Here is a 12,677-nt window from a genome sequence, read left to right on the forward strand (position 1 = left end):
AAAGGGAAGGTTAAAGGAGACATCGGATAAGGCGATGAAGATCATTATTCAGCGCTGTAAAGACGCTCAGGTAACGGTGAATCAAAAGGTGGTCGGCAAGATTGGAACCGGATTAATGCTGCTGGTTGGTATTGGTCAGGGAGATACAGCAGCTGATGCCGTTTATTTGGCGGATAAAACAGCGGGATTACGTATATTTGAGGATGCTGAAGGTAAAATGAATGACAGCGTTCTGGATGTCGGTGGAGCTATTTTGTCTGTCTCTCAATTTACGTTGTACGGTGACTGCCGTAAAGGAAGAAGGCCTAACTTTATGGGGGCGGCCAAACCTGAGGAAGCGGAGAAGTTGTATGATTTCTTCAACAGCCAGCTTCGAGCCAAGGGCCTGGAGGTAGAAACGGGAATTTTTGGGGCTATGATGGATGTTTCATTGACGAACTGGGGCCCAGTGACACTGATTTTGGATACCGAACGTTCGTAACTATACATTCACGGCGTGGTCTGAGTAGAATAAAATAGCTGTTCAGAGGGATCATAATGTCATCCCGATTGGTGATTAGCCAGGCGGATAGCCTAAGGGTGACAGGAGAGACGAAGCTATGCGTCAAACCCCGAAAATGGACGGGCATCGAAGCACTATGCTGCTTTTTCCCGGTAGTATGCAGGAGGCAATCAGCCTTACACGTAATGCTGATACGTTATTACAGCATGTTGCAACAGCCATCGACAAGCCGGGACGGGATGCTTTGCCACGCAGGTAACATCGGGTTAAATGTAACGTTACGTTATGAGGTGCTACCCGGAAGTAGCATAAAGAGGTCAAAAATAAAATATGTAGCATTGAATTAGTGCAGGAGCCGAAAGGCTCCTTTTTCTTTTCCGCCGCTGCGATTGTTATAAAAACAGATCAAGCGGGTAATAACAAATCGTGGTAGACAAACAAACTTAATTTTAACTTTTTCGAGGATAACCGGAAAGGAGATCTGAACATTAATGAGTAAAATTGCATTTTTATTAGCTGACCAATTTGAAGATTCTGAAATGAAGGTACCTTATGATGAATTAAAAAAGGCTGGACATGAGGCACATATTGTTGGGCTGAAGCAAGGTGAGAAAGTGAGCGGTAAGCAAGGTAAAGCAAGCTACACTATTGAAAAAGCCATTGCAGATGTGAAATCAAGTGACTATGATGCAGTTGTTATTCCCGGCGGATCCTCCCCGGAAAATCTGCGATTGGATGCACATGTTCTGAAATTTGTGACTGAAATTAACGAGGCCAAAAAAACGATTGGCGCTATCTGTCACGGGCCACAAATTTTGGCGAGTGCCGATTTGTTACAAGGCCGGACGATTACTGCTTATCCTCCGTTGAAAGATGACTTAATTAATGCGGGTGCTCATTTTGAGGATCGAGAGGCGGTGGTGGACGGTAACTTTATTACGTCTCGGACCCCTAAGGATGAGCCTGCCTTTGTGCGTGAGTTATTAAAAGCGTTGTAATTTGAACGTGAATATTTCCTTAGATTAATGCCAGTACAATTCCCAAACGAGGAGGATTTGATATGGCAAAACAGATTCAGGCTTATTTTCGCACAGAAGATGAAGCTGAGGGTGCCAGAGCCTCGCTTCAAGCTTATAGAACTGAACATTTGGAAGTAGGTGCTTTGGATGATGCGCTCGGTCGGGAGACGAGAGTTTTAATTCCGCTGGTCCCCTATAACAATACAGGTTCTGTGAGCACAGGAGGCTCTGCAGGTGCGGCAATCCCTGCGGCGGGTGCTTATGGCGAGAATATTCTACCAGATGCGAAGGATGGCCAGATTAACTCTGGCTCAGCCCAAAGGGATCTGAATGAAGATCGGGGTGGAACAACGAATCATGACGGAGGGTTGCTCCGTGCGACAGATGTGTATATTAACGGTGATCAAGATGAATTACGGTATGTATTATCAGCAAAGGTGAATGATGCCGATTATGATGAGGTCATTTATAAGCTACGTTCCAATCGTGGATATGTATCGCAGTTGGATTAAAGCTGAGAGCGCGACACAAGAGATTGTCGATACTTGAGAAATTCAGCTACAAAAGAGTGACTGTAATACAATTGTAATATTCGAAACATCATTCCTTAATATTCGTTGTTTATAATAACAGCATGACCCCCTTTTGATATATCTTTTTGAACCTGCGGACCGTTTCCGCAGGTTTTTTCTTTTTATAAGCCTTATTTGTCCGATTATAGGGAGAATGTCTTGACTTTGTCGAAGCGGTTCATTAAAATCATAAAATAATGAAAAATGATTTGATGACGGGACCAAGTACTCCGAACCCACAAGCGCAGAGAGGAATTTCCAGGCTGTAAAAATTCCCTTGATGAGCGGATGAATGACCTCCCCGAGAACAGGCGGCGAACAATTGAGGAAACCCTACTGAAAGTACATTGCAACTGTGCCGACAGTGGATGGTCCTGCATAATAGCCGTACTGCGCGTTACGGGCGTTATACGTATGAGCGGAGTCAGTATAATGCTGACGGGCAATGAGTGATTCTTATGCTGGTTGTCTGGGTAAACTCCGGAATGTGGGTGGTACCACGGGTGATTTGTAAACGACAATCCCTCGTCCCTGTTAATGTTAACAGGACGAGGGATTTTTTGTTTTATTTGAAAGTGGAGCAATAAGAAAGTGCACAATACGAAATACAACGATGGGGGGATACGTTAATGGCCTTTCAAAAACCGACGGGAACACAGGATTTGCTGCCGGGCAGTGTAGAAAAATGGCAAGTTGTCGAGGAAAAAGCCCGTGAGATGAGCCGCCGCTTTAATTACCGAGAGATTCGTACGCCCATGTTCGAACAAACGAATTTGTTCGTTCGAGGTGTGGGTGAAACGACGGATGTGGTGGAAAAAGAAATGTATACTTTTGAGGATAAAGGGAAGCGCAGCATGACTTTGCGTCCAGAAGGAACAGCAGGGGTTGTCCGCTCCTATGTGGAGAACAAACTATACGGGGAGCCGGATGTAACTAAGCTGTATTATATCGGCCCGATGTTCCGGTATGAGCGTCCACAGGCTGGGCGTCAGCGCCAGTTTCACCAATTTGGAATTGAAGCATTTGGTGCGGTCGATCCTGCGTTGGATGCAGAAGTTATTGCTTTCGGGTATCAATTCTGCCGTGAACTGGGCTTGAAAGGAGTACAGGTGGAGATTAACTCCGTCGGTAATTCAGCCAGCCGGGCAGCTTATCGTCAGCATCTGGTAGACTTCTTAATGCCAATTAAGGATACGTTGACCAAGGAGAGCCAAGCACGCATTGAGCGTAATCCGCTGCGAGTCCTGGATAGCAAAGATGACCAGGACAAATTTGGAGGTGCACCTTCGATTCTGGATAGCTTGGACGAGGAATCTCGCACACACTTTGAGAAAGTGAAGCAAAATTTGGATGCCATGGGCGTGGAATATACAGTTAACCCGCGTTTGGTACGGGGGTTGGATTATTATACGTTGACAGCGTTCGAATTCAAAGCCGAAGGAATTGGTGCCATAGACACGATCGGTGGAGGCGGCCGCTACAACGGATTGGTTGGAGATCTGGGCGGACCGGATCAGCCGGGCATTGGTTTTGGCATTGGACTGGAGCGAATTCAGCTGATCTTGGAGCATCAAGGTGTCAAACTGAACGAAGCCAAGCCGTTAGATATCTATATGGTAGCGTTGGGAGAAGCAGCAGAAACGGAAGTAACTAAACAACTATTCAAGTTGCGTCAAGCCGGATTTTCCGCAGAACGAGATTATCTGGGGCGTAAAATGAAGGCGCAGATGAAATCAGCCGATCGCTTTAAAGCAAGGTATACTGCGATTCTGGGTGAGGATGAGCTGGTTCAGGGTGAAATTGCACTGAAAAACATGGAAACCGGCGAGCAGCGTACCGTTAAGCTGGATCAGCTGGTGGAAGAATTAGGATAAACAAAATAATGTAACATCAGTCAGGGGAAGTTTCCCTCTGGCTGTCATATAGCATTAACTACTAAACATAAACAGGAGTGTGTATTATGAAAAGGAGTCATCAATGCGGCGCATTGACTCATGCGCATATCGGAGAAACAGTTACATTGAACGGTTGGGTACAAACTCGTCGTGATTTGGGGGGCGTACTTTTTATAGACCTTCGTGACCGTAGCGGCATTGTACAAATCGTGTTTAATCCGGCATATTCCGGTGACGCACTGCAAATTGCGGATCGTGTCCGTAGTGAATACGTGCTTGAGGTCACCGGTACTATTGTTAAGCGTGATGCAGAAACGATTAACCCGAACCTGCCTACAGGTGAAATTGAGGTACGCGTCACTGAAATCGAAGTATTGAATGCGTCTAAAACACCTCCGTTCTTCATTGAAAATGGTGTAGAAGTGGACGAGTCTCTGCGTTTAAAATACCGTTATTTGGACCTGCGTCGTCCGGAAATGTACCAGACCTTGAAACTGCGCTCTAAAGCAGCAAAAATATTCCGTGACTTCCTGGACGGAGAAGAGTTCGTCGAGGTGGAAACACCAATTTTGACGAAAAGCTCCCCAGAGGGCGCACGTGATTATCTGGTACCTAGCCGGGTGCATGAGGGTGAGTTTTTCGCCTTGCCGCAATCGCCACAACTGTACAAGCAATTGCTGATGGTGGGTGGCCTGGAGCGCTACTACCAAATTGCACGTTGTTTCCGTGATGAAGATTTGCGTGCTGACCGCCAGCCTGAATTTACGCAGGTCGACATTGAGACTTCCTTCATGCAACAGGATGACTTGCTGCCTATGATGGAGCGTCTTATGGTGAAATTGTTCAAAGAAACCGTTGGAGTAGAACTGGAAACACCGTTCCAACGGATTACACATGCAGAGGCAATGGACAAGTATGGTTCTGACAAGCCTGACCTGCGTTTTGGTCTTGAGCTGATAAATGTTAATGATATCGTGGCAACCAGTGGTGTGAAAGTATTTGCTTCCGTAATTGAAAAGGGTGGCGAAGTTAAAGTCCTTAATGCCAAAGGATGTGGCACGTGGAGCCGTAAGGACATTGATGACCTGGGTCCTTTTGCAGCGCGTTATGGAGCTAAAGGCTTGGCTTGGATTCAAGTGAAGGAAGGCGAATTCAAGGGACCTATCGTTAAATTCTTCACACCGGAAGAAATCGAAGCCTTGAAGGAGCGCACAGGAGCCGAAGAAGGCGATCTGTTGCTGTTCTCTGCGGATAATAAAAAAGTAGTTGCTGATGTATTAGGCGCGCTTCGTCTGAAAATTGGCCGTCATTTGGGGCTCATCGACGATAACAAATTCAAATTTGCCTGGGTCGTAGACTTCCCGCTTCTCGGCTATGACGAAGAACAAAAACGTTATGTAGCGGAGCACCATCCGTTCACTCGTCCGAAGGAAGAAGACCTGGCCCTCTTGGACACAGATCCGGGTCAAGTTCGTGCTCAGGCCTATGATATCGTGCTGAACGGCTACGAAGTGGGTGGTGGCTCGATGCGGATTTTCAAACGTGAAGTTCAGGAAAAAATGTTCAAAGCGCTCAATCTGCCGCCTGAAGAAGTGAAGGATAAATTCGGTTACCTGCTGGATGCATTTGAATATGGTACGCCTCCACATGGTGGTATTGCCTTCGGTTTTGACCGTCTTGTCATGCTGCTTGCAGGTCGTACAAACCTGCGTGAAACTATTGCATTCCCGAAAACAGCCAGCGCGACAGACCTGCTTATGGATGCACCAGCCGAAGTGGATCAAGCTCAATTGGATCAGCTTCATATTCGTCTTGCTCCGAAGCCTGTTGCGCCTAAAGCTTAAGACGAACATTTGGCTTAGTAAGTGCCATCCATTGGCATGAGATAGCTTATAGAATGCCATGAACCCGTTACCCTCATATGGATAATGGGTTCGTGGTTTGTATGCTGGAGTTCAGGCATAGAGTTTAAATCAGTGAGGGAGGATATACCATATTGTTGCATCAATTTTCACGAACGGAACTGGCCATTGGAACTGAAGGTCTAGAGGTTATGAAAAATAGCACGGTGGCCGTGCTGGGTATTGGCGGTGTCGGTTCGATTGCAGTGGAAGCACTGGCGCGCACGGGTGTTGGACGCATCATTTTGATTGATAAAGATGTTGTAGATATCACCAATATTAATCGCCAGATTCATGCGTTGACAACGACGGTAGGTCAAAAAAAGGCTGATCTGATGGTAGAGCGTGTGAAGCTGATTAATCCTGAATGTGAAGCGATTGCACTGAACATGTTTTATACAGAAGAAACATATGAGGAACTGTTCAAGTACGAATTGGATTATGTACTGGATGCTTCGGATACGATTATATACAAAATTCATTTGATTAAGGAATGCCTGAAACGGGGGATTCCGATGATCTCCAGTATGGGCGCTGCGAATAAAATGGATCCAAGTCGTTTTCAAGTAGCGGATATTTCCCAGACGAGAATGGACCCGATTGCCCGTGTCATCCGCACCAAGTTGCGCAAGGAAGGCATTACCAAAGGCGTCAAAGTTGTGTTCTCCGATGAGGAACCGATGAAGCCACGTGAAGAAATTACAAAAAAAATTGTACCTGCAAACGCACCTGAAATCCGGAAGGCGAAGCAGCCACCTGCAAGCAATGCATTTGTACCTCCTGTAGCAGGACTGATCATGGTTAGTGTAGCCGTGAAGGATTTGTTAGAACACGCTGGTGTGTAAGTTGCAGAAAAATAGCATGGCAATGCATTGGTAGATTTACAGCAGTATGTATTCACTTTAAGACCTGTAGTTCTGTGCATCACATTCTTTGTGTCACAGTTGCTACAGCTCTTTTTTATTTTGAAAAAGCGCAGCTTACTGCAAACAGATTGAACAACTTGCTGGAGGGTTTTGGTATGAAGGGTGGACTATGGTCCAGAAGTCTCGGTTTCAAGCCCGAGCATCATTGGAAAAAGGAATTAGCCGCTGGGGCCATTTCTTATTTTTCCGTTGTATACATTGTTATGGTTAATGCAACTATTTTGGCAGATGCCGGGATTCCCCTCCAAGGAGCGATGCTCGGGACGCTGCTGACATCGATGATCGGCTGCCTGCTTATGGCTTTTGGTGGGAAATCTCCAATGGTCGTTGTACCTGGGATGGGAATTAATGCTTTTTTCACATATACGCTCGTACATTCTATGAAGCTGAGCTGGCAGGAAGCGCTGATGGTGGTTGCCGTCACAGGGATTTTATTCGCCATTGTGGCTTTTACATCATTGTACAAGCTGATTAGCCAAGCGATTCCCCATAATTTGCAGCACGGAATTACGGTAGGCATTGGATTGTTTTTAACCTTTATCGGATTGCAAAAAAGCGGCATCGTGATTGCTCATCAGACGACTTTTGTGGCTATTGGCCATTTTAATGATCCCAAGGTAATTACGGCTTGTGTAACGTTGCTGCTCGCTATTGTATTGTTTGTGCGTAACGTTCAGGGAGGTTTACTAATTAGCATTTTGGCGGGAACTGGCCTTGCGTATATACTGGGAGCTGTAGAGCCTACAAGCACGGTACGAACCTCTGAAACGGTGCGACAGTATGGGCAATTGTTTGGAGAGCTTTCCTTTTCAGGCATTGTCTCGGTAGCTTTCTGGATCGCTGTCTTTTTGCTCCTACTCATTGTGCTATTTGAGAATATTGGTATGATTAATGCACAAACCAACATGATTGGAAGACCGGATTTATTTAAAAACAGCTTGCGTGTGTTGGCTGTAACCAATATCTTTGCCGGTATTTTGGGTAGCAGTCCGGCGGTAGCCGCTGCGGAATCGACGGCTGGCATTGCAGCGGGGGGACGCTCGGGAATGACACCGCTGGTAACTGCTATTTTATTCGGAGCGACGTTTTTCTTTATTCCTCTGTTGGCTTATATTCCTGACAGTGCCATTGCGCCCGTGTTGATCATCATTGGGGGGCTAATGGTGCAAAATGTGCGAGAGATGGATTTCAGTGATTTTACTGAAGCGTTTCCTGCATTTCTGATCATGGTGATGATGCCCTTTACCTACAGTATTGTAGACGGGATGGCATTTGGTTTTATTGCATACCCCGTAGCCAAGCTGGCAGCAGGACGGGGCAAGGAAGTGCCTGTTGCATTATATATCATTTCTGTACTGTTTGTGGCTAACTTTGTGCTTCATTCTCTGGTGTAGTAAACTCGAAGATAGATTGTACTGTTCATACCCGCGCAGAGCGCGGGTGTTGTTGTTTGAACAAGAATGGTCAGACAGGAAGCGAGGTTGATGGCATATGGAAAAAGAACATCATACACACCAAGATGAGCAGGAGGACCAGATGAAGGAAAAGCCGGGTAAAAGACCGGATAAGGCTGGCATGGGGCGGTTTATCAAATTGATTGCGAGTGCGCATCCGCCCAAGGCAATTCTGATCATCGCCCTGGTTCTGACGCTGATTCAGACCATTGCTGGTTTAATCGTACCCATGATGACCAAAGGGTTGATTGATGGCTTGACCTTTTCTTCACTAAACCGTATGGTCATTGTTGGTCTGCTTGGTGCTTTTGTACTTCAAGCGGTGGCTTCGGCGGTTTCTATCTATATGTTGAACTATGCCGGGCATAAGATTGTGGCTAATTTGCGCAAACGCTTATGGCATAAAATCTTATCTCTACCTATCCCTTACTTTGATCGGAATCGGTCAGGAGATACGATGAGTCGCGTCACCAATGACACAAGCCTGATTATGAACTTAATTACGGAGTATCTAGTCAATCTGATTTCTAATGTGATCGCAATTATTGGTGGTATTGCATTGTTATTTTATCTGGATTGGGTGATGACGCTCATTATTATGGCCATTGTTCCGCTAACAGCCCTGATTTTATTTCCGGTAGGCAGAAAAATGTACCGCATCTCCAAAAAACAGCAGGATGAGATGGCAGATCTGACCTCAGTGTTGAGTCAGGTTATCGGCGAAATCAGACTGGTGAAGGCCTACGGAACCGAAAGCAGAGAGGCTCAGGCCGGTGAGGATCGTATTTACCGGATGTTCCGCTTCGGTTTGCAAGAGTCACGTATCCTGGCCCTTGTAGGTCCCATTTCTACCTTCTTGCTGACTGCAGTGCTGGTCATTATATTGGGTGTTGGTGGTGTTCGTGTCGCATCGGGTGTGCTGACCGCTGGGGATTTGGTGGCTTTTATTTTGCTGCTGTTTCAGGTGATCACACCGATGGCACAATTCACGACCCTGTATTCACGTCTGCAAAAGGTGGTTGGGGCTACTGAACGGATTCAGACGATTTTAGATCATGAAGAGGAACCGCTCGAGTTGAAGCAGGAAGCGGCAAAAGAGAGCAGAGATATCATACTTCGTGATGTTGCCTTTTCTTATACCGAAGGGGAAGAGGTCCTTCATAATGCGAACTTGGTCATTCCGGCTAACCGGACGACAGCATTCGTGGGGCCTAGCGGAAGTGGGAAGTCCACCTTGTTTTCATTGTTGGAACGCTTTTATGTGCCAGATACAGGTGAAATTCGTTATGGAGACGAACCGATATCGTCATATACACTTTCCTCCTGGCGCTCCAAAATTGGTTATGTATCGCAGGAAAGCTCAATGATGACCGGAACGGTCAGAGATAACATTACATATGGCTTGGGGCGCGAAGCTGACTTGGAAGAAGTGAGACGAGCAGCCACGATGGCGTATGCGGATACATTTATTATGGATCTACCTCAAGGCTACAATACTGAGGTGGGAGAACGAGGAATGAAGCTGTCCGGAGGGCAGCGTCAACGGATCGCTATTGCGCGAGCGCTTCTTCGTAGCCCTGACATTCTCATGCTGGATGAGGCTACATCTAGTTTGGACAGCTCATCTGAGCATGAGGTACAGAAGGCCCTAGCGAACTTGATGGAAGGACGCACGACAATTGTCATTGCTCATCGTTTGTCTACAGTGGTTCACTCCGATCAGATTATCGTGTTGGACAAGGGCAAGGTGACCGGTGCAGGAACTCATACTGAGTTATTAGAGTCCCATCAGGTGTACCGTGAGCTGGCTCAAAAGCAGTTTGTGGAGATGGGGGAGAGAAGTATGGAGTATTAGAGGCCGCTTCGCGTGTGATTTGATCTTCCAATCGCTGTTGCCTCTGAACTCGTCTGATTGTAATGAGAACAGGGGTGGGAGTGCAGGGAAATAGGCGTATTAGGAAATAAGGTTGGATTTTTATGGTTAAATGTGTTACGCTTACTTTCCTTTTTTTGTGTCGGAGCAAGTGAATGCGATGCAGAAATCGAGACTTGATATTCTTAGGAGGTAACTGAAATGGAGAATGAGTTTCAAAGTGCCTATCAAGAAGAACAGCACAGGCTGTCGCTTGCTATGGAGGAAATTGATCGGAGATTGGAACGGCTTCGCAATACGCCGGTGTACACCGGGCATGATTTTACGGAGCAAGTGCTAGAATCGGCACGGGAGGAAAAACGTCAGGCTTTGGCCAAAAGCTCGCAGGAGCCTTATTTTGGTCGTATGGATTTTGACGAACGTGGCAGAGGGCAACGGAAGCCACTTTATATCGGTAAAATTGGAGTGGAGCGTGAAGAAACGTCAGCGTATCCGCTGGTGATTGATTGGCGTGCACCGATTGCCAGCTTGTTTTATTCATTTACAGGTGGTGAAGAAACTGCGTCCTATGAGGCTCCCGAGGGAACCATTGAGGGCTTGGTCTATCTGAAGCGCAACGTTGTCATTCGGAAAAGAATCCTGGAACGGGTAGCCGATACGTATAATCGTGAAAGCGACGAGCCGGCCGTTTCCGATGAGTTTCTCGTTTATCGTTTGGGAGAAAACAAGGATAACCGTTTACGGGATATCGTATCTACTATTCAGGCGGAGCAGGATCAGATCATCCGCGCGGCTAAAAATACAGCCCTCGTTATTCAGGGGGTAGCGGGTAGTGGCAAGACGACGGTAGCGCTGCATCGGCTCGCATTTTTGCTGTATCAATACAAGGATCAGGTATCGGCCGACAAAATGGTAATTTTCGCACCAAACCATATGTTCCTTGACTATATTTCAGATGTACTTCCAGAGCTGGGGGTCGGGAATATTCAGCAAAGTACATTTGCAGACTGGGCGCTGGATTTGTTGGGTTTGGATTTACCTTTGGCTGATCCTGCCGAAACATTATCTTATTGGTTTGAGAGTGGCAGTCTGAGTAAGGAATCCATGGATGAGGCGCCGGGAAGATTCAAGGGTTCGGTTCATTTTATGGAGCTGCTTCAAGCTTTTGTGGAACGACTGGAGCCCATCTCCGTGCCAGAGGGAGATTTTTCACCATGGGATGGAGCGGTGCTGCCACAAGCTGAGATTTTGAATTGGTTCAATGAGGAATATAAGCCTTATCCGCTCGCAAAGCGGAAGGAGCGTGTGCTGGCAAGAGTGCACCGCTGGATTGAAATGGAGCTGAAAAAGTCGCCTTCGGCGGCAGCGCTCAAGGAACGCAAGAAAAAGGCAGGGGCACGGGAAAAGGCATATGCTAAAAAATGGCCACAATATGACGCACTGACGCTCTACAAGCAGCTTTTTCAGGCAGCTAAAGGGTTACCCGCAGATACGGCTGCGGAGATGAAGGCTTCTCTGCCGCCTGCTATTTTTAAGGCCACACAGTCGGATCTGCGAAAACAGATTATCCGTGAAGAAGATCTGACTGCGTTAGTGTATCTTCACGTGCTGATTCATGAGGTAGAATCATCCCAACGTTTTGACCATGTGGTCATTGATGAAGCACAGGATTTTTCACCTTTTCATATCGCATTGCTGGATTTGTTCGTGAAAGGGCATTCCTTTACGATACTGGGCGATTTGTCGCAGGGCATCCATGAATACCGTGGCGTGCATGCGTGGGAGGAAATGAGTTCTCTTTTTGCGCCGGAACATACAGGGTATTTTGCGCTTACGCGGAGCTATAGGTCAACCTTGGAAATTATAGAATTTGCAAATACGATTTTGGAGCAGGGAGTTCGCGGCGGTATTACAGCAGTTCCCGTATTTCGTAGTGGCGATCCAGTGCGCACCGTGTCTTACGACTCATCCGTGCGTGAGCAGAGTTTGCTCACCGCTCTAAAAGAGCTGTCCTCCAAGGAGTATCGTACTGTTTCTGTGCTGACCCGCACCTTAAAAGAGGCTGTGGAACTGCATGAGGTTTTCACAAGCGCGGGGTTGGATGTGAATTTGATTGACGGTGGTAAAAAGCAATATGAAGGCGGTTTGTCGGTACTGCCTGTGTATCTATCCAAAGGTCTGGAGTTCGATGCAGTTATTGTGGCGGATGCCGACCATGAGCATTATGGAGAACGGGCATGGGATGCCAAGCTGCTATATGTAGGATGTACCCGTGCGCTGCATGAGTTGTGGCTATTGCATGATGGCTCACTTCCTAGTTACGTACAGGCACAGACGGAGTAAGCAGAAAAAGCGTTGTAAAGCATCGCCTGAGTTGTTGTATTCCTTTTTGTTTACTGTTTATCTTAGTGATGGAAATTATGAAGTTATGTCAGTCGAAGAACAGCCACGAAATTCATCTTTCGTCTAAGGCTGTTCTTTCTTATTTTTGTAGGCGACTGACTTGTAGATCTACAGCCGTGCCGTGACCATGCT

10 protein-coding genes are annotated in these 12,677 nt (G+C 46.7%); all 10 read left to right on the forward strand.

The features are described 5' to 3' along the window. Nucleotides 1–34 precede the first annotated feature (34 nt). The 10 genes from dtd to NLX73_RS00150 all read left to right on the forward strand — a co-directional run bounded on the left by dtd (nt 35) and on the right by NLX73_RS00150 (nt 12,485). The gene (dtd, locus tag NLX73_RS00105) at nt 35–481 is read left to right on the forward strand and encodes a D-aminoacyl-tRNA deacylase (RefSeq protein WP_023989923.1); all 447 of its coding nucleotides are present in this window, start codon (nt 35–37) and stop codon (nt 479–481) included. Nucleotides 482–599: 118 nt separating this feature from the next. Beyond that, the gene (locus tag NLX73_RS00110) at nt 600–761 is read left to right on the forward strand and encodes a hypothetical protein (RefSeq protein WP_250260595.1); all 162 of its coding nucleotides are present in this window, start codon (nt 600–602) and stop codon (nt 759–761) included. Between the two features lie 232 nt (nt 762–993). Next, nucleotides 994–1,500 carry a type 1 glutamine amidotransferase domain-containing protein gene (locus NLX73_RS00115; RefSeq protein WP_254325036.1) on the forward strand — a complete coding sequence of 169 codons (507 nt, stop codon included), beginning with the start codon at nt 994–996 and terminating at the stop codon, nt 1,498–1,500. A 62-nt stretch (nt 1,501–1,562) separates the two neighbouring features. Further along, on the forward strand, nt 1,563–2,033 hold the full coding sequence (locus NLX73_RS00120; RefSeq protein ID WP_250260596.1) for a hypothetical protein: 471 nt from the start codon (nt 1,563–1,565) through the stop codon (nt 2,031–2,033). 689 nt (nt 2,034–2,722) lie between these two features. Next, nucleotides 2,723–3,967, forward strand: coding sequence for a histidine--tRNA ligase (gene hisS, locus NLX73_RS00125; protein WP_254325037.1), 1,245 nt, complete (start codon nt 2,723–2,725; stop codon nt 3,965–3,967). 86 nt (nt 3,968–4,053) lie between these two features. Further along, a complete protein-coding gene (gene aspS / locus NLX73_RS00130) occupies nt 4,054–5,832 on the forward strand; it encodes an aspartate--tRNA ligase (protein WP_061829369.1) in 1,779 nt (592 codons plus the stop codon). Between the two features lie 152 nt (nt 5,833–5,984). Next, a complete protein-coding gene (locus NLX73_RS00135; RefSeq protein ID WP_013311554.1) occupies nt 5,985–6,734 on the forward strand; it encodes a tRNA threonylcarbamoyladenosine dehydratase in 750 nt (249 codons plus the stop codon). 176 nt (nt 6,735–6,910) lie between these two features. Further along, nucleotides 6,911–8,209 carry an NCS2 family permease gene (locus NLX73_RS00140; protein WP_254325038.1) on the forward strand — a complete coding sequence of 433 codons (1,299 nt, stop codon included), beginning with the start codon at nt 6,911–6,913 and terminating at the stop codon, nt 8,207–8,209. Between the two features lie 97 nt (nt 8,210–8,306). After that, nucleotides 8,307–10,124 (forward strand): ABC transporter ATP-binding protein, encoded by a 1,818-nt coding sequence (locus NLX73_RS00145; RefSeq protein WP_254325039.1) that lies wholly within the window; start codon nt 8,307–8,309, stop codon nt 10,122–10,124. A gap of 219 nt (nt 10,125–10,343) precedes the next feature. Beyond that, the gene (locus tag NLX73_RS00150) at nt 10,344–12,485 is read left to right on the forward strand and encodes a HelD family protein (RefSeq protein WP_254325040.1); all 2,142 of its coding nucleotides are present in this window, start codon (nt 10,344–10,346) and stop codon (nt 12,483–12,485) included. Nucleotides 12,486–12,677 lie beyond the last annotated feature (192 nt).

This window comes from Paenibacillus sp. CH40 (assembly GCF_024213605.1).
GTDB lineage: Bacteria > Bacillota > Bacilli > Paenibacillales > Paenibacillaceae > Paenibacillus > Paenibacillus polymyxa_B.

Excerpts from the sequence above, each read along its gene's own strand:
- dtd (WP_023989923.1), top strand. The coding sequence starts at position 35 with ATGAAGATCATTATTCAGCGCTGTAAAGACGCTCAGGTAACGGTGAAT.
- NLX73_RS00110 (WP_250260595.1), top strand. The coding sequence starts at position 600 with ATGCGTCAAACCCCGAAAATGGACGGGCATCGAAGCACTATGCTGCTT.
- NLX73_RS00115 (WP_254325036.1), top strand. The coding sequence starts at position 994 with ATGAGTAAAATTGCATTTTTATTAGCTGACCAATTTGAAGATTCTGAA.
- NLX73_RS00120 (WP_250260596.1), top strand. The coding sequence starts at position 1,563 with ATGGCAAAACAGATTCAGGCTTATTTTCGCACAGAAGATGAAGCTGAG.
- hisS (WP_254325037.1), top strand. The coding sequence starts at position 2,723 with ATGGCCTTTCAAAAACCGACGGGAACACAGGATTTGCTGCCGGGCAGT.
- aspS (WP_061829369.1), top strand. The coding sequence starts at position 4,054 with ATGAAAAGGAGTCATCAATGCGGCGCATTGACTCATGCGCATATCGGA.
- NLX73_RS00140 (WP_254325038.1), top strand. The coding sequence starts at position 6,911 with ATGAAGGGTGGACTATGGTCCAGAAGTCTCGGTTTCAAGCCCGAGCAT.
- NLX73_RS00145 (WP_254325039.1), top strand. The coding sequence starts at position 8,307 with ATGGAAAAAGAACATCATACACACCAAGATGAGCAGGAGGACCAGATG.
- NLX73_RS00150 (WP_254325040.1), top strand. The coding sequence starts at position 10,344 with ATGGAGAATGAGTTTCAAAGTGCCTATCAAGAAGAACAGCACAGGCTG.